At 60.8% G+C, this 23,790-nt stretch carries 18 protein-coding genes; 10 read left to right on the plus strand and 8 right to left on the minus strand.

Annotation, left to right across the window (positions count from 1 at the left end):
* Positions 1–42 precede the first annotated feature (42 nt).
* Positions 43–1,284, minus strand: a complete 1,242-nt coding sequence (locus tag OKC43_RS08190) for a lipase family alpha/beta hydrolase (RefSeq protein WP_236271383.1) — start codon at positions 1,282–1,284, stop codon at positions 43–45.
* Positions 1,285–1,496: 212 nt separating this feature from the next.
* Here OKC43_RS08190 and OKC43_RS08195 point away from each other — a divergent pair, with 212 nt between their 5' ends.
* On the plus strand, positions 1,497–2,501 hold the full coding sequence (locus OKC43_RS08195; RefSeq protein ID WP_236271503.1) for a Wadjet anti-phage system protein JetD domain-containing protein: 1,005 nt from the start codon (positions 1,497–1,499) through the stop codon (positions 2,499–2,501).
* Positions 2,502–2,542: 41 nt separating this feature from the next.
* Here OKC43_RS08195 and OKC43_RS08200 read toward each other — a convergent pair whose 3' ends face one another.
* Positions 2,543–3,136, minus strand: coding sequence for a hypothetical protein (locus tag OKC43_RS08200; RefSeq protein ID WP_270658558.1), 594 nt, complete (start codon positions 3,134–3,136; stop codon positions 2,543–2,545).
* A gap of 607 nt (positions 3,137–3,743) precedes the next feature.
* Here OKC43_RS08200 and ygeW point away from each other — a divergent pair.
* The 5 genes from ygeW to arcC all read left to right on the plus strand — a co-directional run bounded on the left by ygeW (position 3,744) and on the right by arcC (position 10,150).
* Positions 3,744–4,931 carry a knotted carbamoyltransferase YgeW gene (gene ygeW / locus OKC43_RS08205; RefSeq protein ID WP_201992144.1) on the plus strand — a complete coding sequence of 396 codons (1,188 nt, stop codon included), beginning with the start codon at positions 3,744–3,746 and terminating at the stop codon, positions 4,929–4,931.
* A gap of 137 nt (positions 4,932–5,068) precedes the next feature.
* Entirely contained in the window at positions 5,069–6,268 is a 1,200-nt protein-coding gene (gene dpaL / locus OKC43_RS08210; protein WP_158110803.1) for a diaminopropionate ammonia-lyase, read from the plus strand.
* Positions 6,269–6,407: 139 nt separating this feature from the next.
* A complete protein-coding gene (locus tag OKC43_RS08215) occupies positions 6,408–7,625 on the plus strand; it encodes a YgeY family selenium metabolism-linked hydrolase (RefSeq protein ID WP_236271385.1) in 1,218 nt (405 codons plus the stop codon).
* A 114-nt stretch (positions 7,626–7,739) separates the two neighbouring features.
* Positions 7,740–9,161: a dihydropyrimidinase gene (gene hydA, locus OKC43_RS08220; RefSeq protein ID WP_236271504.1), complete on the plus strand. Its 1,422-nt coding sequence runs from the start codon at positions 7,740–7,742 to the stop codon at positions 9,159–9,161.
* A gap of 56 nt (positions 9,162–9,217) precedes the next feature.
* Entirely contained in the window at positions 9,218–10,150 is a 933-nt protein-coding gene (gene arcC, locus OKC43_RS08225) for a carbamate kinase (protein ID WP_236271386.1), read from the plus strand.
* 152 nt (positions 10,151–10,302) lie between these two features.
* Here arcC and OKC43_RS08230 read toward each other — a convergent pair whose 3' ends face one another.
* The 4 genes from OKC43_RS08230 to OKC43_RS08245 all read right to left on the minus strand — a co-directional run bounded on the left by OKC43_RS08230 (position 10,303) and on the right by OKC43_RS08245 (position 14,618).
* A complete protein-coding gene (locus OKC43_RS08230) occupies positions 10,303–11,526 on the minus strand; it encodes an MFS transporter (protein WP_236271387.1) in 1,224 nt (407 codons plus the stop codon).
* Positions 11,527–11,581: 55 nt separating this feature from the next.
* On the minus strand, positions 11,582–12,352 hold the full coding sequence (locus tag OKC43_RS08235; RefSeq protein ID WP_157160730.1) for an ABC transporter ATP-binding protein: 771 nt from the start codon (positions 12,350–12,352) through the stop codon (positions 11,582–11,584).
* A complete protein-coding gene (locus OKC43_RS08240) occupies positions 12,345–13,397 on the minus strand; it encodes a FecCD family ABC transporter permease (protein WP_150389050.1) in 1,053 nt (350 codons plus the stop codon). The genes OKC43_RS08235 and OKC43_RS08240 overlap by 8 nt, the downstream gene beginning before the upstream one ends.
* Positions 13,398–13,496: 99 nt before the next feature.
* The gene (locus OKC43_RS08245; RefSeq protein WP_150389051.1) at positions 13,497–14,618 is read right to left on the minus strand and encodes an ABC transporter substrate-binding protein; all 1,122 of its coding nucleotides are present in this window, start codon (positions 14,616–14,618) and stop codon (positions 13,497–13,499) included.
* A gap of 262 nt (positions 14,619–14,880) precedes the next feature.
* Between OKC43_RS08245 and OKC43_RS08250 the strand changes: the two genes are divergently transcribed.
* Entirely contained in the window at positions 14,881–15,804 is a 924-nt protein-coding gene (locus OKC43_RS08250) for a DMT family transporter (RefSeq protein WP_047440047.1), read from the plus strand.
* Between the two features lie 71 nt (positions 15,805–15,875).
* On the opposite strand, the gene yqeB is transcribed toward OKC43_RS08250, so the two are convergent.
* Both yqeB and yqeC read right to left on the minus strand, forming a co-directional pair.
* On the minus strand, positions 15,876–17,468 hold the full coding sequence (gene yqeB, locus OKC43_RS08255) for a selenium-dependent molybdenum cofactor biosynthesis protein YqeB (RefSeq protein ID WP_236271388.1): 1,593 nt from the start codon (positions 17,466–17,468) through the stop codon (positions 15,876–15,878).
* 27 nt (positions 17,469–17,495) lie between these two features.
* Positions 17,496–18,344, minus strand: a complete 849-nt coding sequence (gene yqeC / locus OKC43_RS08260) for a selenium cofactor biosynthesis protein YqeC (RefSeq protein WP_236271389.1) — start codon at positions 18,342–18,344, stop codon at positions 17,496–17,498.
* A gap of 1 nt (position 18,345) precedes the next feature.
* Between yqeC and mocA the strand changes: the two genes are divergently transcribed.
* The 3 genes from mocA (at position 18,346) to ssnA (ending at position 23,783) form a co-directional block, all read left to right on the plus strand.
* Complete coding sequence (mocA, locus tag OKC43_RS08265; protein WP_257687544.1) at positions 18,346–18,981, plus strand: molybdenum cofactor cytidylyltransferase; 636 nt, start codon at positions 18,346–18,348, stop codon at positions 18,979–18,981.
* 332 nt (positions 18,982–19,313) lie between these two features.
* Positions 19,314–22,424, plus strand: a complete 3,111-nt coding sequence (gene ygfK, locus OKC43_RS08270) for a putative selenate reductase subunit YgfK (RefSeq protein WP_270658567.1) — start codon at positions 19,314–19,316, stop codon at positions 22,422–22,424.
* Between the two features lie 30 nt (positions 22,425–22,454).
* Entirely contained in the window at positions 22,455–23,783 is a 1,329-nt protein-coding gene (gene ssnA, locus OKC43_RS08275) for a putative aminohydrolase SsnA (protein ID WP_236271391.1), read from the plus strand.
* Positions 23,784–23,790: the final 7 nt, after the last annotated feature.

Consider the following 23,790-nt stretch of genomic DNA (forward strand, 5'->3'; position numbering starts at 1 on the left):
ATACCTTGTGAACCAGCACTCTGTTGCTTTAATAGCCACTCGCTATAACTGCAAGGGGCTGAGCCAGCGCAGCAGTTGCTGGCCAACCTGCGGGCTGGCCAGCAGGGCCATATGGCTGGTGCGATAGACAATCAGGGTATGGGCAGGAAGAAAAGCCAGCTGATGGCGCGCTTCGTTGTGCTGACCGAGGGCGCTGCGTAGCGGCACCAGTCCATCGCCAATCAGCCGGTCGGCCAGCAGGCTGCGCTTGGCGGCAGTGGTCGCGGCAATGGCATAGCAGTTGACGCCACAGGGCAAGGGGAGTGGCGAGCGAGGATCCTGTGAGGGGACGGCGGGATCCGGCCGTGCAACGGTATCGCTCACCTTGCCGTGGCGCAGATCCTTGATGCCAGCACTGCGCAGCCGCGCCAGTCTGACGAAGGGTTCGCTGTAGGCGGTAGCGGGCAACAACTGCTCCAGCCAGTGACCGGCATGTTCGAGCGGCGCGCCGTGGTGTGGTGTGCCGAGAAATATCAGGTTGGCAAGGTGCGCAGGCCAGGTGAGCCCGGCCACGCCGGCATGGTGGCAGGCGCTGCGTGCAACCAGTCCCCCCATGCTATAGCCCATTATCGTTATCTCTTTGAGCTCTCCCGGCCAGTGGGCGAACAGCTGTTCCAGCAACAGGGCCAGCGCCTGCCCGTTCTGTGCGATGGGCAGGCCCGAGTTGTAGCGCAGGTAAAGAGGCTGATAGCCAAGCGCGTTGGCAAGTTGCTCTCCGTGATTGACCGGCTTGCCTTGGTGCTCGGTCTGCCACTGCAGATCGTTCATGCAGAGGCCATGGATCATCAGCAGCACCCGTCCCTCGCGGGGTAGATCCTTTGGCATCGCCTGCCAATCGAGGGGCTTGCCCTGATAGCGCAGGGTCATGGGGGTGGCGAGGGCATTGTGGTGTTCGACCAGCTTGTCCCCCAACACGCCGTTGAGCGTGGCGATCAGGGCCGCACGTTTCGGGGTTTCGGGGATCTGGTGGGGCGGCGGTGTGGCTGGCAGCCGGCTGAGCAGTTGGTTGATACCGCTGCCCAGGGTGTTGGCGGCGCCATGTACCCCCTTGTAGACCAGCCCGGTGATCCCGGCTGTTTTTCCCTCATCTCGTCCCTTGAGCCCCATACCGCTCAGTACCGCCTGATGTACCGCTTCGGTGATCTCTACCGCGGCGGGCAGCGCCAGAGTCAGCAGGTGCGCCAGCTCGCGGATATCCGAAAGATGCCAAGAAGAGGATGGCGAGGGGTCTGTGGCGTCGGTCATGGCAAGCCCTTGTAAAAGCGGGTATCGCGTTGTCGTGCCGCGAAGAGCGCAGCGTATCTCTATATCAAACCAGCTTGCGCCCTTGGTGGCGGGTTTACCAGTAACGGGCCATGCATGGCGGGGCTGATAAGAACCGCTTGCGAAGCCGGTCACGGTAATGACAGGGAAAATCACCTCTACTTCGTCATTTGAAGCCACATGGAGAGGTGATGATGTCGCTGTTTGATGAGGTGCGGGTACAGGATTTGTGTGCACGGTTGTTCGATAGCCAGAACGGAAAGGGCTGCTCCCTTGAGAGTCGGCATGGCCGCGAGTTGAAGGATCTGTTGCAGGCAGTAGCCGGGATCAAGCCGGTTGGCCGAGGTGCTCATTATGTGTTGACCGACGCGGGGTGGACTTATCTGACCGGACAACTGGCACGGGCAGCGCCCCCCGAACCGGACAAGCGTAAGCAGCTGCGACGTCTGGGAGTGAGTTTGCCTGCACGGCTCAATCAGGCCTGCTTTTATGCCCTCTGGCATGGGGACAGCAAGCATCCGCGGTCAGCATCCCTTGCCGCGCCACAGCTTGCGGACTTGACGCTCACGCAAGATGAGGTGATCCGCATCCGCACCCTCGAACCGCTCTCGCTGGTCGATCGGCAGGGTCAGCAGCACGATATGACGGCAATGATGGCACTGCTGGGGGAGTTGGCGTTGCCGGAGCGGACTCTGGGCACGCTGGCGGCCATCGGCTGGCAGGGGGAGCGGGTCATTACGGTGGAGAACAAGGGGGCTTTTGTCGACTACCCGCTGCAACCCGGGCAACTGCTGCTCTTTGCTCCCGGTCGCAATACCACCCTGGCCAAACAGCTGATCCCGCTGCTGCCTGCGGGCGTGCAGTGGGCCCATTTTGGCGATCTCGATCAACGGGGTATCGATATTGCCATCGAGCTGGCGCGTGAGCTACAGCGTCCTGCCATGCTCTGGCTTCCCTGTGAGCTGCGGCCTTATCTGGAGCACTATGCCCGTCCGGTGCGCACCTTTGCGACGGACAGTGGCAAGGTGCCCTGGCGTGTGACGACGCAGGCTGATCAGGTTGATGGTCATGGCACGCCGGTAGGCGTTCCCTGGCTCGATAAACTGATCACAGACGGGACTTGGCTGGAGCAGGAGGTATTGATTCTGGCCCCTCATTGGCGGAGCTGGTCATTGGAAGAGATGGGCAATCAGGTGTGAAACGGGGTGCCCGCGCTCCCCGTCATTTCGTGGTCAGCTGCTTACTTGGCGTTGATGGGCCCCTTGGTGCCGGTATCATTATCGACCCAGCCGTCTTCACCCTTGATGCGGCGATCACCCTGAATGGTGTAGATGACCATGCCATCCTTGAACACCAGCGCGCCATCGGATTTCTTGGCATTGACCTTCTTGTCGTTGACCCACACCTGATCTTTGCCATCGATGCGGATATTGGCCACGGTGGCGCCGGTTTGGGGGAAGGTGGCGATCCAGTTGCCCGCATAGGGGCTGGCGCTGGTTGCCGCGGCCGGAGCATTGCCAACACTGGCAGCCGCGTTCTCAGCCTTGGTTTTGTTGATATCGCAGCCATTGAGCTCGCTCACCTGAGTGCAGCCCGAGCGCTCCAGCTTCTGCTCATAGCTCAGATTCAGACCGCCCTCCGCCGCAGGGGCGGCCGTGCCAAATCCCGCCTTGGCATTTTCCGCTTTGGTTTTGTGAATGTCACAGCCTTGCGCCTCGGTGATCTGGGTACAACCGGATCGCTCCAGCTGCTCGGCATATTTGGCACTGATGGCGTGGGCAGGGGTGATACCGAGCAGGGTCAGGGTGATGAGCAGTGCAGCATTCCTGGACATAGATAATCCCTCAAAGATGTAAGTCATGCAGGTTCATCCGCGCAGTTGCGGTCGTGAACGTCGGCCTCTCCTGAGCATCCGAGACAGATGCGCAGCTGGCGTATTCACGTTAGCACCTTGGGCCAACTGCGCCCAGCGATGTGGCCGGAAGATAAGACGAGAGGTGATACGGGAGTGCAGGGGAGGCGAGATGGCCGAGAGATTTCTGCAGAAGAGGTCGTAACAAAAGAGCAAGTCGCTGCACGGCATTATCATAATGATAACGGTCGCCCCGCCGATATCATTTCAGCCCTTGAAACTGACCTTTGATGATAATTCTCACCGGTGCAGGGATATCTCATTCGATTATTATCACCCGGCTTTTTTATCGCTTGGCTACCCCATCCATCCTTTTATGGAATAAACCGCAGAAATAGCCGCTGATTTTGTGGGTGGCATCACACACTTTTTCCATTTATTAATATCTGCCTGCATTTTATTGGTTTGGCATGGTTATTGATTGCCTCATATCGACGCTAACCGACGCGCTCACCCACAACCGGGATGCTGGTGACATCGTGAGTGAAAGGGGAGCTATCCATATCTCATCCAATGATTGGGGCGAACGATGAAAGCAGTTAACGAATTAATCAAAGAGATCAGAGCACTCAAATCCAACCTGCATGAAAAAGATTTTCTGCTGACCTGGGAGCAAACACCTCAGGAGCTGGAGCTGGTATTGAAACTGGCCGAATCCCTCAAGACCCTGCGCTCCGAAAATATCTGCACCAAATTGTTTAACAGCGGGCTCGGTATCTCGGTTTTCCGCGATAACTCCACCCGAACCCGCTTCTCTTACGCCTCCGCCTTGAACCTGCTCGGTCTGGCCCAGCAGGATCTGGATGAGGGTAAATCCCAGATCGCCCATGGCGAAACCGTCCGTGAAACCGCCAACATGATCTCGTTTTGCGCCGATGCCATCGGGATCCGTGACGACATGTTCCTCGGTGCCGGTAACGCCTATATGCGCGAAGTAGGCGCCGCACTGGATGAAGGGTTCGAGAAGGGAGTGCTGCCCCAGCGTCCGGCCTTGGTCAACCTGCAGTGCGACATTGATCACCCGACCCAGTCGATGGCTGATCTGGCCTGGTTGCAGGAGCACTTCGGCAGCCTGGATAGCCTCAAGGGCAAGAAGATTGCGATGACCTGGGCTTACTCCCCGAGCTACGGCAAGCCGCTCTCCGTGCCGCAGGGCATCATCGGCTTGATGACCCGTTTCGGTATGGACGTGACCCTGGCCCATCCGGAAGGCTATGACCTGATCCCGGACGTGATCGAAGTGGCCAAAGAGAATGCCAAGGCCTCCGGCGGCAGCTTCCGCCAGGTCACCTCCATGGAAGAGGCGTTCAAGGACGCCGATATCGTCTATCCCAAGTCTTGGGCCCCCTACAAGGTGATGGAGCAGCGCACCGAGTTGCTGCGTGCCAATGACCACGCCGGCCTCAAGGAACTGGAGAAACATTGCCTTGAGCAGAACGCCAAGCACAAGGATTGGCACTGCACCGAGGAGATGATGAAGCTCACCAAGGGGGGCGAGGCGCTCTATATGCACTGCCTGCCGGCCGATATTTCCGGAGTCTCCTGCAAAGAGGGCGAAGTAACCGAAGGTGTATTCGAGAAATACCGTATCGCCACTTACAAAGAGGCGAGTTGGAAGCCCTATATTATCGCCGCCATGATCATGGCCCGTAAATTCTCCGCCCCGGCAGAAACCCTGGAAAATCTGATTAAAGAGGCGCAAAAGCGGGTGAAATAAATAACGGCAGGGCAGGGTGAAGATTCATCCTGCCCACACTGTCGAACCCATTATTTTGAGTTTTCTCTCCGTGGTATCTGAATAACGGATCTCCCGGCGAGGCAGCTCTTTGTCAGGTAACGCCTAGTGAGGTAAGCATGTCCCAATTTTCTTTGAAGATGGATATTGCCGATAACCGCTTTTTTACCGCCGAGCCATCTCCGCTGTTTTCTCGCGCCGAAGCACAAAAGGCTCGCGCTTTTCATAAAAAACTGGCCGGTTATGAACCGACCCCATTGTGCGACCTGAAAGATCTGGCTGCCTATATCGGGGTGAAAAATATATTGGTCAAGGACGAGTCAAAGCGCTTTGGCCTCAATGCCTTCAAGATGCTGGGTGGCGTTTATGCCATCGCCAACCTGCTCTGTGAAAAATATGGGGTGGCCATCGAGGATTTCTCCTTCGATCTCATCAAACGCACCATCAAGGAGCCGATGACTTTCGCCACCACCACAGATGGCAATCACGGTCGCGGCGTTGCCTGGGCCGCCAAGCAGGTGGGCCAGCATGCGGTGGTCTACATGCCCAAGGGCTCGGCTCAGGAGCGGGTTGACCACATCCTCAACCTCGGTGCCGAGTGCATCGTCACCGACATGAACTACGACGACACCGTGCGCCTGACCATGAAGATGGCCGAAGAGCGCGGCTGGCACATAGTGCAGGACACAGCCTGGGAGGGTTACACCAAGATCCCGACCTGGATCATGCAGGGTTACTCCACCCTGGCCGACGAAGCGGTCGAGCAGATGCAGGATATGGGCATCAAGCAGCCGACCCATGTGCTGCTGCAGGCTGGGGTCGGAGCGCTGGCGGGCGGTGTGCTCGGTTATCTGGTGGACTGCTTCGGGGCGAAAAACCTGCACAGTATCGTGGTCGAGCCGGATCAGGCCGATTGTATCTACCGCTCCGGCGTGGCGGGGGAGATGGTCAACGTGGGTGGCGATATGCGCACCATCATGGCCGGTCTCGCCTGTGGCGAACCCAACCCCCTCGGCTGGCCACTGCTCAGAAGCTGCACGACCCAGTTTATCTCCTGCCACGACAAGGTGTCGGCGCTGGGGATGAGAGTGCTCGGCAACCCCCTTGGCAATGATCCCCGCATTATCTCCGGCGAATCCGGCTCGGTCGGCACCGGCGTGTTGGCGGCGGTGCGTCACCACCCGGATCGCGCGGCGCTGATGGCGCGCCTCGGGCTGGATAGCAACTCGGTCGTACTCATCATCAACACCGAAGGGGACACCGATGTGAAGCACTACCGGGAAGTGGTGTGGGAAGGCAAACATCCTGCCTGCGATTAACCCCGGCTGTGAGTAATCCCTGCGAGAGCAGAGACTCGAATTGAAGCATTGATCGCGCCTCGCCAACGGGGCGCGGTAACGGGCACAGGGCGCTGCCGACGAACAGGCCGCGCACTCTCAGTTGTTATGGAGAATCACAATGAGCAAGCAAATTCCGTTTGAAATGGTGTTGGAGAAGGCCTACCAGTACAAGGCCGAGATGAGTCAGTTCCTGCGCGACATGATCGCCATCCCGAGCGAGAGCTGCGATGAAGAGCGCGTCGTGCTGCGCATCAAGCAGGAGATGGAGAAGGTTGGCTTTGATAAGGTCGAGATCGACCCCATGGGCAACGTGTTGGGCTATATCGGCCACGGCCCGCACCTGATCGCCATGGATGCCCACATCGATACCGTGGGCGTCGGCAACATGGCCAACTGGAAGTTCGACCCCTATGAGGGGATGGAAGATCACGAGATCATCGGTGGTCGCGGCGCCTCCGATCAGGAAGGGGGCATGGCCTCCATGGTCTATGCGGGCAAGATCATCAAGGATCTGGGGCTGGAAGATCAGTACACCCTGTTGGTGACCGGTACCGTGCAGGAGGAGGATTGCGACGGCCTCTGCTGGCAGTACATCATCGAGCAGAGCAAGATCCGCCCCGAGTTCGTGGTCAGTACCGAACCCACCGACTGCCAGATCTACCGTGGCCAGCGTGGCCGCATGGAGATCCGCATCGAGGTGCAGGGGGTCAGCTGCCACGGCTCTGCGCCGGAGCGCGGTGACAACGCCATCTTCAAGATGGGCCCGATCCTCGGCGAATTGCAGGAGCTCAGCCACAACCTCGGTCATGACGACTTCCTCGGCAAGGGTACCCTGACCGTCTCCGAGATCTTCTTCACCTCTCCGAGCCGCTGCGCCGTGGCGGATAGCTGCGCCGTGTCCATCGACCGTCGCCTGACCTGGGGCGAGACTTGGCAAGGGGCGCTCGACGAGATCCGCGCCCTGCCTGCGGTGCAAGCCGCCGGTGCTGAAGTCTCCATGTATCAGTACGATCGTCCGGCCTATACCGGTCTGGTCTACCCGACCGAGTGCTACTTCCCGACCTGGAAGGTGGAGGAGGATCACATCACCGTCAAAACCCTCTCCAAGGCTTATCGCGAGCTGTTCAACAAGGAGCCTGTGGTGGACAAGTGGACCTTCTCGACCAACGGGGTCTCCATCATGGGTCGCCACGGTATTCCGGTCATCGGTTTTGGCCCGGGTAAAGAGCCGGAGGCCCACGCACCGAATGAGAAGACCTGGAAAGAGCATCTGGTCAAGTGCGCCGCCATGTACGCCGTGATCCCCATGCTCTATCTGGCCGAGCTGGACAAGTAAGGGGGCTGCCGGGCGGTGACTCTCATCACCGCCCGGCTGTCGCAAGTGTGGCAAGTGCCCCGTCTGTGTTGAGGCGGGGCCTTGCTGTTTGAAGTGATGTTCGAGGTGGTGGGGATGAAACGGCTGATCAGAAACGGTGTGCTGGTCGATGCGCAGGGTGAATATCGTCAGGATCTGCTGATCGAAAACGGGGTGATCCGCGCCCGCGCCGCCGCTATCCAGCCCGATGGCGAGACCGAAGTGCTCGATGCTAGCGGCTGTTATGTGATGCCGGGTGGCATCGACGTCCATACCCACTTCAACATCGATGTGGGCATTGCCCGCAGCTGCGATGACTTTTTCAGCGGTACCCGTGCCGCCGCCTGTGGTGGCACCACCACCATCGTCGACCACATGGGATTTGGCCCGGCGGGGTGCAATCTGCATCACCAGCTGGCCCGTTATCACGACTACGCCGCCGATCAGGCGGTGATCGACTATAGCTTTCATGGCGTGATCCAGCATGTGGATGACGCCATCCTTAATGAGATGGCCGCCATGGTGCAGGAGGAGGGGATCAGCAGCTTCAAGCTCTATCTCACCTACCAGTACAAGCTGGGGGACCATGACGTGCTGCGTGCCTTGGCCCGCCTCAAAGAGGTGGGGGCGCTTGCCACCGTCCATCCCGAGAACGATGCCGCCATCGCGGCGCGCCGGGCGGCCCTATTGGCCGCCGGTCACCATGAGCCTTGGTATCACCCGCAAAGTCGCCCGCTGGAGTGCGAGGCGGAGGCGATCGCCCGGATGATCAACCTGGCGGGGCTCGCGGGCAATGCCCCGCTCTATATCGTCCACCTTTCAAACGGACTGGGGCTGGAGTATCTGAAACTGGCGCGCCGTCAGGGCCAACCGGTCTGGGTGGAGACCTGCCCGCAATATCTGCTTTTGGATGATTCCTGCTACTACCGGGAGAACGGAGTCGACTATCTGCTCAGCCCGCCGCTGCGCTCGCGCCGCGAGCAGGACAAGCTGTGGGTCGGCATCGCTGCGGGCGATATCGATACGGTGGCGACCGATCACTGCAACTTCTCCCACGCCCAGCGCATGACCCTGTCAGGCGGCGATTTCAGCCGCTGCCCCAACGGCTTGCCGGGTGTCGAGAACCGGATGCTGCTGCTGTTTGCCCACGGTGTATTGGGCGGGCGCATCTCGCCGTCGCGCTTCGTGGCCCTCACCAGCGCCAATTCGGCGCACCTGTTTGGCCTCTGGCCGCGTAAGGGCAACTTGCAAGCGGGGTCTGATGCCGATCTGGTGCTGATGGATCCCCGTGGCGAGACCCTGATCCGTCACGCCGCCCTGCATGACAACGGTGACTACAGCCCCTACGAGGGGATGCGCTGCCCCGGCCAGATCAGGATGACCCTCAGTCGCGGCGAGATAGTCGCTCGCGACGGCGAGTTTACCGGACAACGGGGGCATGGCCGGTTTTTGGCCAGAGCACCCTTTGATCCACTGCTGGGCGAAGCGGTCAGAGAACAGCAATCAGCACAGCAATAGACAGAACAACAGAGTCGGTATGACACCGGCCCACCCTTATCATCGGAGAGCACAAGATGAAACAGCGTATCGTACTAGCCCTGGGGGGCAACGCTCTGGGCAACAACCTGCCCGAGCAGATGAAGGCGGTGCAGAGCACGGCAGGCACCATTGCCGACCTGATCGCTCAGGGGCATGAGGTGGTGGTGACCCACGGCAACGGCCCGCAGGTGGGTATGATCCAGCAGGCGTTCGAAGTGGCGGCCCGCCACGAGCCCAAGTCCCCCCATCTGCCGATGTCGGTCTGCGTGGCCCTGAGTCAGGGTTATATCGGTTATGACCTGCAAAATGCCCTGCGTGAAGCCCTGCTGGAACGCGGCATCCACAAGCCGGTCGCCACGCTGGTGACGCAAGTGGAGGTGGATAAAAATGATCCCGCCTTCCTCGACCCCAGCAAGCCCATCGGCGGTTTCTTCAGCAAGGAGGAGGCCGAGGCGCTGATGGCCAAGGGCGAGCGGCTCAAAGAGGATGCCGGCCGTGGCTATCGCCGGGTGGTCGCATCTCCCAAACCCATCGATATCATCGAGAAAGAGACCGTCTCTGCCATGCTGGCCGCCGGTCAGGTGGTGATCACCGTCGGTGGCGGTGGCATTCCGGTGCTGCGTGAGGGCAATCACCTGCGCGGCGCCAGCGCGGTGATCGACAAGGATTGGGCCAGTGCCAAGCTGGCGGAACTGATTGACGCCGACATGCTGATCATCCTCACCGCAGTGGAGAAGGTCGCCATCAACTTCGGCAAGCCCGATGTGCAGTGGCTCGATCAGCTGAGCGTTGCCGATGCCAACAGCTTTATTGCACAAGGGCAGTTTGCCAAGGGCTCCATGCTGCCCAAGGTGGAGGCGGCGCTCTCGTTTGCCACATCCTTGCCGAGGCGAAAATCCCTCATCACCCTGCTGGAAAAGGCAGCCGAGGGGATCGCTGGCAAGACCGGGACCGTGATCAGCCTGTAATCATGCGTACTGATCCACAGGGGCATCCGGCCCCTGACAGAGTGTGGAGCCTTGGCTCCACACTCTGTTTTATTGGGATGGCGGTGACGGATCATCACTGTCGGTCGTGTTCTGCAGGCCAGATGAACCGCTCTGTGGGAGTGGCAATAGGACTAGTTGGAGTGGCAGCCGGGTTTTATGGATGGCAGAAACTTGTAGAGGCCGATACCGGCGAGCAAACCAATCATCGCCAGCAGCAGCCAGATGACTGTGGCGGGGCGGCTGCCCGCATCCCCCAACATAAAACCGATGAACAGGTTGCCAAAGAGCGCCATGCAGCCGCCAGCGCTGGCATAGAAGCCGTAGTAGCTGCCGAGCTGCTCGGGAGGGGCGTAGCGGGGTAGTTGGGCAGCAAAGAGCGGGAAGCAGAGAATGGATCCGAGCGATAGCAGGGCTACCTGCGTCAACACGCCTGCCGTCGGCCAAGGTGCCAGCAGCGGTAGAGCCAGGTAGCTCAAGCCCATCATCCCGATACCCAACCCCATGGCGAGCGGCACTCCCAGGCGCCTCTCTACCAGACGGGAGGCTGGCAGCTGGAGCAGGACGCCGATCACCGCCGAGAGGGTAAAGACGCCGCCGAGCAGGTGGGTGGCGTCCGGCAGACTCTGGATATGGGCGGGCAGGGCGAGATAGAGTTGGTGGAACAGGATCTGGTAGCTGCCCGCCAGCAGGGTAAACACGATAAATGGGCGCTGGCGCACTATCTCTCTCCATTGGCGCAAAATGGCGCCACGCGGACTCTGGTGGCTCACCGGGCGTTTGGGCAGCACCCGGTATTGCAGCACCCCGAGCAGGGCGAACAGACTCGCCGCCAACAAGCCGGTCAGGGTATAGCTCTGCTGGGTCAGTGTCAGTCCGACCAGGGGCCCGAGCAGCATGCCCGCCTCGCTGGCGAGATTGTGCAGGGCAAAGGCGCGCTGACGCTGGCTCGGGTTGTGGCATTCGCTGGCAAGATACGCCTGGGCGCAAGGGGTGAACAGGGCCCCCGCAAAGCCGGTGAGGGCGGCGGCCAGCAGCAGGATGGGCAGGGACTCGGCCCAGCCGAGCAACACGAAGCCTATGGAGCGCACCAGGCAGCCCCAGACGATGGCGGGGTGATAGCCGATGCGATCCCCAAGGGTGCCCCCCAAGAGAAAGAGCCCCTGCTGGCTGAAGACCCGCATCCCCATGACCAGGCCACAGGCCCAACCGGCGAGACCCAGCCCGCTACCCATGTGCTGGGCGAGGAAGGGCATCATCATGTAGAAGCCGAGGTTGAAGGCCAGCCCGTTGGTGATAAGCAGGCGGGCTGCCGGGCTCATGCCCTGCCAGTCCCGCCAGTAGGAGGCGCTGTTCATCTTCGCCTCCCGTTTGTATGTCGGGATGGGGCCGCAGGGGTTGTGCTGCGCTCTGTCATGAGGCCTTTCGCACGGTTCTGAGGAAGGGGATGCCGCTCTGATCGTGGCTTATCTCCACCGGCACATGGTAGAGGCGCTCGATAAGGGCCGCGTCGAGCACCCGGGCGGGGGGGCCGAAGGCCTGCAGATCGCCCCCTGCCAGCACGATCAGCTGATCGGCAAACTGGGCTGCGAGGTTGAGATCGTGCAGCACCACCAGGGTGATCCACTGCTGCTCGCGGGTCTGCTGACACAGGTGCTCCATCAGTTGCATCTGGTGGTGAAGATCCAGGGCGCTGACCGGCTCATCCAGCATCATGATGCGGGGATCGCGTAGCAGCACTTGGGCAAACAGCACCATCTGCCGCTGGCCGCCGCTCAAGGAGTAGAGGGGGCGATCCGCCAGATGGGCGATGCCGAGCGCTTGCAGGGCGCGGCCCGCCGCCAGAATGTCCTCGTCAGCCAGACGCATGGAGAGGCTGTCGAGGCGACCGAGTACCACCACTTCGATGACGCTCAAGTCCAGCTCCAGCTGGATGTTCTGGGGCATGTAGCCAAACTGCTGGCGCCACTTGGCCTGCGTCATCTGGCGGACACTCTGGCCCCCCAGGCGGATATCGCCGCCATCCGGGGTCAGTTCACCAAACAGGGTGCGCATCAAGGAGGTCTTGCCGGTACCGTTCGGACCGATGATCACGTGGACCTGACCCGGATGCAGGGTGAGGCTGAGATCTCGCAGCAGGGTCTGCTGGCCGAGGGAGAGGGTGAGTCGGGATATTTCAAGCACGTTTACGCCCCCTGCCGAGGATCAACCAGATGAAGAAGGGCACGCCAATCAAAGCGGTGACGATGCCGATGGGAAAGAGGGCCCCCGGAATGATGGACTTGGAGAGCACCGAGGCCGCCGAGAGCATGCAGGCGCCGCACAGGGCCGAGAGCGGGATAAGAAAACGCTGATCCTCCCCCACCAACATGCGAGCGATATGGGGCGCCACCAGTCCAACGAAGCCGATGACACCGACGAAACTGGTGGCAGTGGCGGTGAGCAGGGCGACCAGCACCAGAGTCTTCATGCGCAACCTGTCCACGTTGACCCCGAGGCTGCGGGCACGGGCTTCCCCCAAGCGCAGGCTGGTGAGGGCCCAGGCATCCCGGTAGATGAGCAGGGTGCAGATCAGGGTGACGGCGGCGGTGATGATCAGGGAGTCCCAGGTAGTGCGCATCAGGCTGCCAAACAGCCAGAACAGGATCTGCTGGTTGAGCTCGGGGGAGGAGAGAAACTGCAGCAGGGAGAGCAGGGACTGGAACAGGAACAGCAGGGCGATGCCCGCCAGGATCAGGGTCTGGCTGTTGACATGGCGCATCATGGCCAGGCCAAATAAAAGGCTCGCGGCAAACATGCAGAGGATGAAGGCGCCAGCCGGAATGGCAATCAGGGGAGGGAGCCCAAGACCGCCGGTATAGAGCGCCAGTGCGGCACCGAGCCCCGCTGCGGCAGCGAGCCCCAGGGTGTAGGGGCTGGCCAGCGGGTTATCCAGCAGAGTCTGCATCTGGACGCCGCCAAGACCCAGCGCAGCACCGACTACCAGCGCCATCAGGGCGATGGGCAGGCGCATGTCATGGACTATGGTGCGGGTCATGGGATCGGCCTGGGCGGGGGCGAGCAGGGCATCGACCACTTCGCCAAGTGGCAGCAGAGAGGGGCCGGTGGCGATGTCGAGCACCAGGCTAATGCACAGTACCAGGGTGAGCAGCAGGAGCCAGTGCCCGCGACGGCGCTCCCGTTGCCGCTGGCGGGCGAGGGTCTGCTGCAGAGCAGCCAAATCATTCATGATGACAATCCTGAAACGGGCGCCATGAGAGGCGCCCACAAGGGTGAAAGAGGGATGAAGAGGGCTTTGCCTAGATAGGCAAAGCCCGAACGACCGGATTCAGTTTGCGTCACCCTGCTTGATGCCCAGCATAAAGGTGCCCTGGGGGCGGATGGGCAGATAGCGCTGGTAGAAGCCCTGATAGGTGGCCAGTGGATCGAGATCCTGGAACAGATCCGGGTAGAGGGCCTTGGCCATGAACTCGATGAGCGCGGCATCCATGATGCTGCGGGTTGCGCCGTGATAGACCGCATAGAGGCGCCCCTGCTGTACGGCGGGCAACTCGCTCCAGCCCGGGCGGGCGGCAAAGCCCTGCAGGCGCTGGCGCACCGTCTCGGCCGACACATCCTGGCCGACCTGCATCGCCTCTGCGCTGCTCACGCTCTCGTAGCCCGCCATCAGGATGACCTCGGGTTTGCTCGCCAGCAGTTGCTCAGGATGGATGGGACCCCAGCGCTCGACGAAGGGAGCCGCGACGTTGTCACCCCCGGCCAGCAGGGCCATCGCGCCCCACATGTCCTTGCCATAGGTGTAGCTGTATTCGGCAGGTCCCTTGTCGCCCAGCTCGATATAGACCCGAGGGGGCTGGCGCTTCGCGTTGGCAACGCGGGAGGTGATGATGTCAATCTTGGTCTTGTATTCGTCGGCCATCTGTTGGGCACGAGCTTCCTGACCTGTCACCTTGCCCAGCAGCAAGGTGCTCGCCATGTGGCGCTCCAGGGTCTGGGCGTTGTAGTCGATGACCACCACCGGGATCCCAGCCTGTTCGAAGCGTGGCAGATCCGGGCCGAGAGCCTCATATTGCCACTTCGCCAGGATCAGCAAATCGGGCTTGACCGCCAGGGTCTTCTCGATGGAGAAGCTCTGATCCTGCACATTGCCAAGGTCAGGCACCTTGGCCAGTTGCGGCAGGCTGGCCACATACAGCGACCAGATGGCGGGGCGGGACTTGACGAACCAGCCACGGGACATGCCCACCAGCCGATCGGCGCCGCCTTCACCGGCCACGGCCAGATAATCCTCGGGATAGAAACCGAGCACGATACGGCTGGCCGGCAGGCTGAGGGAGACCTTGCGGCCCATCACATCTTCTACTTCAACCATGGGATTTGCCTGCGCCATCCAGCTCATCAGGGCGAGCTGACCGAGCAGCAGCAACTTTGCCAGGGGGTGACGAAACATCTTGTGAAAACCTTGAACGGATTTTGGGGTGAGAAGTATTAGCATTTGCGTTTGATGATGGCAATCGATTTTACCAGGGGTCACATAAGGGAGGTATATAGCGTGTTGGTCGTTCGAGGCCCACCTTGGCAAGGTTCTTCGTCAACGCCCCTCTTCAGGGGGCGTGCACGTTTGGGCTGTCGGCCCCCACAAGAGTAAGATGGTCCTTTTAGGGGCTGGTTAGCCCGGCATGCAGGCGTACAGGCGCCAAAAAGGCAGAGTAATGAGCACAAAGATCAATATGGCGGCGTTGGGGGGACTGGTCCTGCTCACCGCAATCTGGAGTTACAGCTGGATCGTGATGAAGCAGGTAATGCTCTACGCGGGGGCGTTCGAGTTCACCGCCCTGCGCTGCTTGTGCGGTTCATTGGTGTTGTTGCTGGTGCTGGCCCTGCGTGGCCGCCGTTACCTCAAACCCACCCCGTTTCGCTATACATTAGCCATCGCCCTGTTCCAGACCTGCGGCATGGTGGGGTTGGCACAATGGGCCCTTATCAGCGGCGGGGCGGGCAAGGTGGCCATTTTGAGTTACACCATGCCGTTCTGGGTGGTGATCTTCGCGGCGCTCTTTCTCGGCGAGCGGATGCGCAAGCTGCACTATCTGGCGGTCGGGGTGGCGGCCTGCGGGTTGCTGTTGGTGATCCAGCCCTGGCTGCTGCATCTTGAATCTCTCAAGAGTGCGCTCTTGGCGATACTCTCCGGCATCTGCTGGGGGATCAGCGCCATCATCGCCAAGCGGATGTATGCCCGCCATCCCGGGGTGGATCTGATGTCCCTCACCACCTGGCAGATGATCTACGCCACCCTGGTGATGACGCTGGTGGCGGCGCTGGTGCCGGAGCGCCCCATCGACTGGCAGCCCTACGTGATGGGCGCGCTGGCCTATAGCGCCATCTTCGCCACCGCCATCGCCTGGAGTCTCTGGCTGTTTGTGCTGAAAAAGCTGCCGGCGGGTATTGCCAGCCTCAGCACCCTGGCGGTGCCGGTAACCGGCGTGCTGCTCTCCTGGTGGCTGCTTGGGGAAAATCCGGGGCCGGTGGAGGGGAGCGGCATCGCCCTTATCGTACTGGCGTTGTTGGTGATTAGCCGCAAGGGCAAGCGCTCCGTGGTATCGGTGGCGGGGGAGACCCGTATCAAGCACGGCTGAGCCGATTGCCAGCGAAGAGATAAAAAGGGCCCGCCATCATGGCGGGCCCTTCTGGTTTTAAGAACACTCTCTTATCTGCGCTTGGCCAGATGCATCATGGCTTCCAGCACGGCGCCGCCGATGGCGCGAGCCTTGTCAGAGACGGTGGTGGCATCGGCGCGCTCGCCGCGCGGGTCGATATCGCCAATCTTGAAGCCGACCGGCACTTCGATGCCATCGCTGAGCAGCCCCCGCACCATGCCGGAGAGGGGCGCGATAATGGGGGTATCACCTACATGGGCGATCACATCTCCCTCCTGCACCAGATCGCCGAGCTTGATCAGGCTCTTCATCACCCCGGGGGCGGGGGCGCGCACCACCCGGCGGGCGGAGTGCCCCTCGATCACCCCGGGAATGCCGGTATTGGGCTGGGCGGGGCCCTGATAGATGACCCGGCCCAGATGGTGGCCACGGTTGGTCTCGATCACCGCATCGCAGTCGCGCCCCGCCTCAAAGCCCGGGCCAAGGGCGACCGTAATGGGGGCCATCTCCTTGTGGGTGCCGAGGTTCTGCTTGGCGAGGATGGCATCCACCAGATAGCGGGGCTTGAGCTCGGCGAGGGTGGCACAGTCGGGGTCGACCAGCAGCGGAATGACGCCCCGCTCCAGCTGCTCGAACGCTTGCTCAACGCTCTCGACCCGCTTGGCGCGCACACCCTCGACACTGGTTTCGCCGTCAAACATCCCTTGCGCGAAGGCGACGGTGCGACGGATCACCGTGGGCTTGTCGAGATCCAGCATCACCACCTTGAAGCCGGCATTGTGCAGGCGCAACGCCACTCCGGTGGCGATATCGCCGGAGCCGCGCATCACCACCAGTTGATCCCGCTTGAGGCGCACGTCATCCTGCATCAGCCCACCCGATTTGCCGTTTTTCACCTGCAGTAGCTCGGCGAGGATGCTGATGGCGATCTCCTCGGGGGTCTCGGCACCTATGTTGTAGCCGATGGGGGCGTGCAGCCGCTGCAACTGCTCCTTACCCACCCCTTGCTGGCGCAGCGCCTGGGTGAAGGTCTGCGCCTTGCGCTTGCTGGCGAGCAGCCCCAGATAGGCGAGGGGACGGCTGATGAGCCGATCCAGCGCCTCCTTGTCCTGATGATTGGTGGCGATGATAACGAAGTTGGCGGGCTCGATGGCCAGTGCTTCGATCACCGCGCTGATGGTATCGGCCTGTTTGAGATGGGTGCCGACGGGGAAGTGATCGGGATTGAGGCTCCCTTCAAAACAGTCGCCCACATGGATATCAAAACCCAGTGGCGCCGCAGCATGGGCCAGCGCCCGGTTGACGTGGCCGGCACCGATCAGTACCAGCCGTGGTCGCAGACCATAGACATCGATATAGACCGACATGGCGCCGCCACAATCCGACCCGACCGCATGTTCGCCGTTGCGGGCCATCCGGCCGTGGAAGATACGCGGCTTGCGCTCGGCAATGGCGGCCATCGCTTCCTCGATCACCAGCCGCTCGATCATGCCGCCGCCGATGGTGCCGAGGATCTGGCCATCGGCCATTACCAGCATCTGGGCCTGATGGCGGGGGGTGGAGCCACGGCTCTCGATGATCTGGGCCATGGCAAAGGGAATGTTCTCCTGTTCCAGTCGGGCTGCGTGTGCAAACAGATTCATAAGGTACCTCTTCTTATCCTTAAACCATCATGGGCGAGGCGGCTGAGCCTCATCCTGAGCGAAGTAACCGAGTGCGTGGCGAATGGGCTGTGGCTCGCGAACCGCCCCCTGCCAGATGGCATAGATCTCGGGGTGGCGGCTATGCAGCTTTATCAATTCATCGAGCCACGACGCCTCATTTTGATAATCCCCATTGATAAACCAGATCCGGCGCGCCCTGGCCGGGGTGCCCTTGAACAGCCCCTCGGGGTGGGAGAGCAGCTGGTGAAACAGCGCCCAGTCGAGGGGGTCACCGGCCTCTATCCCGCACAGGGCCTGAAGCTCTGCCCAGCGGTGGATCTGCTGCGGGTCGGCCTTGGCCCCCACCATGGCGCCGCCCGTCAGGGCGATCACCCAATCACTGTGCTGAGGAATGCAAGGTTCGTGCAAAGCGGGCACTTTCAATAACTTGTGATGTGCGCCATCCGCTTCGACCAGGATCAGATCGAAGCGCTGCTGCCCCTTGATAAGATCAATCTGCTGGGGCGTGGGGCCCGCCACCTTTCCGGTGCGCTCGTCGAGATGGTTGAACAGGGCAACCAGCGCCGGGCCATCCGGGAGCGCCTGACAGCGGGTAAGTTGACGAACGGGATCCGTCTCGATAATCAATTCCCGATAGTGTGACGGGGCAGGCAGAAACATCCTGGTGGTGGTGGTAATTAGCACCCTTTTACCCTGTTGATAAAAATATTCCGCCAGCCAGAACAGGGTGCTGGTTTTTCCACCGGCGCCGCAGAGGCTAATTAAGGTGGTATGGCTATCAATATTTTGGGTGAACGGGTTTAATAGTGGATCTATATCTGGAAATGCGACAGCAACAACGTGTGGTAGCGACATAATGACGACCAAAATAAATATCGAAGGGAGTGGAAAACAACGTTACCAGGAACAAGTGCAGTGTGACTGTATAATAACGGCGGCGGGTTTATCTTCCCGAATGGGTACCTGGAAAATGATGCTACCTTATTGCCAGGGGACAATGCTTGATGCAAGTCTCAAAAATGCCTTGGCCTTTTGTCAGCGGGTTATTCTGGTGGTGGGCCATCGTGGCGAGGAGCTTGAAGCCCGCTACGGATCACGGCCGGATATTGTTGTCGTCCACAACCCAGACTATCGGCAGGGACTGGGTAGCTCCATCCGCTGCGCCCTGGCGGCCAGTGACGCTGACTACCTCTTTATCAGCCACGGGGATCTCCCCTGTATCCCGCGCGAGGTCTATCAACAGCTCTGGCAGGCACGGGGCTGTGAGGCTCTTTTCCCTACCTGGCAGGGGGAGGCGGGCCATCCGGTGTTGCTGCCAAAATCCCTTGCCCGCGAGTTGGCAGCGGCCCCGGTGCAGTCGTCGGTACGGCGCTGGTTGCAAGGGCATCCGCACCGTATGGTGCCAGTTGACAGCCCCGCTATCCTGTTTGATGTGGATACCCCGGAGCGCTATCAGGCGCTGCTGGATGGCATTCTTGAAAATGAGAGTTAGCCCACGAAATAACCCTGTTTTAAAAAGATAATGGGGAGATAAATGGCGTATCAAAGTGATATTTCTCGCACTTGATCTGATAGAGTGAGTTCTTTTTGAATTGCTCATTAAGTAAATTCCAGAGTAATTGATAACTACTCGCAATACCCATAATGGTGGCATCGTAAATTCTCATCATTAATTGGAGCTGTCTCACGCTTTCACCCTAAAAAATAGTTTTGTAACTGTAGTGGCCTGATTGTTGCTCTTCTCCTTGCAAAGGGATAATGCCCGTGCGGGATATCCCATTTATTCATGCTGCCAATGGGCAGAACAGCTGCAAGGAGATAACCATGGGCGATATTATGCGACCCGTTCCGTTCAAGAACCTGCTGACCCGTATTTTCGCGGAATATAAAGAGAGTCAGAGCATTTTCGGTATTCCCGCCGCGCAATTCTATCGCAAGCAGGACGAGCGCAAGATCAAGGTGTTCGGTGAAACCTGCGAGACCCCCATTGGCCCGGCAGCTGGCCCCCATACCCAGTTGGCCCAGAACATCGTCACTTCCTGGCTGACCGGCGGGCGCTTTATCGAGCTCAAGACGGTGCAGATCCTGGACCGTCTCGAACTGGAAAAGCCCTGTATCGATGCCGAGGATGAGTGCTTCAACACAGAGTGGTCCACCGAGTTCACTCTGCCCAAGGCATTTGACGAGTATCTGAAAGCCTGGTTTGCCCTCTACCTGCTGGAAGAGGTGTTCGACCCGCGGCTCGACGGAGAGGCCAAGTCCTTCATCTTCAATATGAGTGTGGGTTACAACCTCGATGGCATCAAACAGCCACCGATGCAGCAGTTTATCCACAGTCTGATGGATGCCAGCAGCACTCCGAAATTTGCCGAGTACCAGCAGGTGCTGCGCGAGCTGGTGGCCGACGAGCAGTTTATCGCCGAGCTGGGACTGGGGGCGCGCCGCGATCGCCTGCAACAGCTGGTGGATCGTATCCCGGCCAATCTGGTTCACGGCGTCACCCTCTCCACCATGCACGGCTGCCCGCCGAACGAAATTGAGGCCATCTGCCGCTACATGCTGGAAGAGAAGGGGCTCAACACCTTCGTCAAATTGAACCCGACCCTGCTGGGCTACCCGCGGGTGCGCGAGATCCTCGATACCTGTGGCTTTGATTACATTGGTCTGAGCGAAGCGTCGTTCGATCACGACCTCAAGCTGGAGCAGGCCAAGGCGATGCTGACCCGTTTGATGGCGCTGGGGGCCGAGAAGGGGCTCACCTTCGGGGTCAAGCTCACCAACACCCTTGGCACCATCAACCGCAAGGGGGCGCTGCCCGGCGATGAGATGTATATGTCCGGCCGCGCGCTGTTCCCCCTCTCCATCAACGTGGCTGCCGTGCTGTCCCGCGCCTTCGATGGCAAGCTGCCCATCTCCTACTCCGGTGGTGCCAGCAAGTTCAACATCGCGGAGATCTTCGAGACCGGTATTCGTCCCATCACCATGGCCACCGACCTGCTCAAACCGGGTGGCTACCTGCGCCAGATTGAGTGTCTCAAAGAGATCGACGCCTCTGACAGCTGGGGCATGAGTCAGGTGGATGTGGCCAAGCTGGAGGCGCTGGCCGCCAAGGCGCTCACCATGGATTATACCCAGAAGGAGTGGAAGTCCGAGGATCGCATCGAAGTGGGCGGCGGTCTGCCGCTGACTGACTGCTACGTGGCGCCCTGCGTCACCGCCTGCGCCGTGCACCAGGATATCCCCGAGTACATTCGCCTGATGGGCGAGGGGGAGTATGTGGCGGCCCTTGAGCTGATTTATCAGCGCAACGCCTTGCCCGCCATCACCGGCCATATCTGCGATCACCAGTGCCAGTACAACTGCACCCGTCTCGATTACGACAGCGCGCTCAATATCCGTGAGCTGAAAAAAGTGGCGCTGGAGCGCGGCTGGGAAGGGTACAAGGCCCGCTGGCACAAACCGGCAGGCAGTGGTGACAAGCACCCGGTTGCGGTGATTGGCGCCGGTCCTGCCGGTCTCTCCGCCGGTTACTTCCTGGCCCGTGCCGGTCACCCGGTCACCGTGTTCGAGCGCGAAGCGGATGCCGGTGGCGTGGTCAAGCACATCATCCCCGAGTTCCGCATCCCAGCGGAGCTTATCCAGCATGACATCGACTTTGTCGCCGCTCACGGGGTCAAGTTCGAGTTTGGCTGCGATCCGGCGCTCACCGTCGACAAGCTGCACGCCCAGGGCTTTACCTATGTCTTCGTCGGCATCGGCGCCGACAAGAATGGCGGCATGCGCCTCGAGGGGGGTCACGAGCGGATTTACAAATCCTTCCACTTCCTGCGCAGCTTCAATCAGGGCAAACCGCTGCCGCTGGGCCGCCATGTGGCGGTGATCGGCGCCGGTAACACCGCCATGGACTGCACCCGCGCCGCCCTCAAGGTGCCCGGTGTCAGCGATGTGACCGTGATCTACCGTCGCAGCGAAAAAGAGATGCCCGCCTATCGCGAGGAGGTTCTGGAAGCGGTAGAGGATGGGGTACGTTTCTGCTTCCTCACCAATCCGGAGCGCTTTGACAAAGATGGCAAGCTCACCGTGCGGATGATGGCGCTGGGGGATCCTGACGAGCAGGGCCGCCGCCGTCCTGTGCCCACCGAGCAGACCGAAGTGATGCAGATGGATGCGCTGATCACCGCCATCGGCGAGCAGCCTGATTGCGAAGTATTGAAAGCGATGGGCATTCCTCTTGGCAGCGATGGCTGGCCCGAGGTGGATAGCCAGACTGGCGAAACCAGCCGTCGCAACGTCTTCCTCATCGGTGACGTGCAGAGTGGCCCGTCCTCCATCGTCGGTGCCATCGGTGGTGCCCGCCGCGCCGCGGATCTGGTGCTCTCTCGCGAGCATATCGCCAGCCAGCAGAGTGAAGTGACCATCCAGCCGTCGGGCAAGGATGAGATCTACCGCCGCAAGGGGAGCATCGCCGTCACCATGGTCGACAAGAACGAGCGTGATGCCTTCGTGGCGCAAGAGGCGCACCGTTGCCTCGAGTGCAACTACCTCTGCAGCAAGTGCGTGGATGTCTGCCCCAACCGGGCCAACGTCGCCATCGCGGTGCCGGGCTTCAAAGACCAGTTCCAGACCTTGCACCTGGATGCCTACTGCAACGAATGTGGCAACTGCGCCCAGTTCTGCCCGTGGCAGGGCAAGCCCTATCAGGACAAGGTCACCATCTTCAGCCTGCCCGAGGACTTCGACAACAGCCGCAACCCCGGTTTCTATCTGGCGGATGGTGGCGAACTGCGGGTGCGTCAGGGCGGCGAGACCTATCGCCTGACCATCGACGCCCAGAGCCGGATCAAGGATGCGCCAGCGGCCCTTGGCGACATGTGCCGCATCATCAGCCATGTCCATGCCCATCACCACTACCTGCTGGGGGCCGTCGAGGCCTGAGCGAACCACGAATAAGCGAAGGAGCACACCATGTTTATTCTGAAAAACGTCACCGCCGTCCAGCTGGAGCCGACCCGGGTACTGGAAGGGGTGGATATCGCCATCGAAGGCACCCTTATCAAAGCGGTAGGGCCCAATCTGCGGGCCCTCTACCCGGAGGCCAACTATCGGGAGATGGGCGGCAAGCTGGTGATGCCGGGCATCGTCTGTGCCCATAACCACTTCTACTCCGGCCTGTCGCGGGGGATCATGGCCAATATCGCCCCTTGCCCGGACTTTATCTCCACCCTGAAAAACCTCTGGTGGCGGCTCGATCGGGCGCTCGATGAGGAGTCCCTCTACTACAGCGGCCTTATCTGCTCACTGGAGGCGATCAAGAGCGGTTGCAGCGCGGTGATCGACCACCACGCTTCGCCCAACTTCATCAAGGGCTCCCTGAACGTGTTGCGCAAAGGGTTTATGGAGGCGGGCCTGCGCGGCATGACCTGCTTCGAGACCACGGATCGCAACGGCGGCCTCGCCGAACTGCAGGCCGGGGTGGAGGAGAACATCCTGTTCGCCCAAGCCATCGATGCCGCCAAGGCCAAGGGGAACGAACCCTATCTGGTGGAAGCTCATATCGGCGCCCACGCCCCCTTTACGGTACCGGACGAGGGGCTGGCCATGCTGCGCGAAGCGGTGCAGGTCACCGGTCGCGGCCTGCATATCCATGTGGCGGAAGACCGTTACGACATGGCTCACGGCCACCACCACTATGGCAAGGAGCCCATCGCCCGGTTGGACGAGTTTGGCCTTATCGACAGCAAGTCGCTTGTCGCCCACGGCATCTACCTGAGCCCGGCCGACATTGAGCTGCTCAACAGCCGCGATGCCTTCCTGGTGCACAACGCCCGCTCCAACATGAACAACCACGTGGGCTACAACATGCACCTGCCGGAGTATCGCAATCTGGCGCTTGGCACCGATGGTATCGGCTCCGACATGCTCGAAGAGCTCAAGTTCGCCTACTTCAAACACAAGGATGCGGGCGGCGCCCTGTGGCCCGACAGCTTTGCCCGCTTCCTCTGGAACGGCAACACCCTGCTGGAGCGCAACTTCGGTGCCAAATTTGGCCGCCTGGAGCCGGGCTACAAGGCCGACCTCACCATTTGCGACTACGACGCACCGACCCCGCTGGCGCCGCGCAACCTCGGCGGCCATCTCGCCTTTGGTATGGGATCGAACAGCGTCAACAGCGTGATGGTGGAGGGGCGCATGGTCTATCAGGATCGCGAGTTCGCCTTTGACGTCGCGCCCATTTACGAGCAGGCCAGCAAGGTGGCGAGCCGCCTGTGGCAACGGATGGATCAGCTGGCCTAAGGCCACC

The sequence above is a fragment of the Aeromonas sp. Y289-2 genome, from assembly GCF_027705925.1.
Taxonomy (GTDB): domain Bacteria; phylum Pseudomonadota; class Gammaproteobacteria; order Enterobacterales; family Aeromonadaceae; genus Aeromonas; species Aeromonas veronii.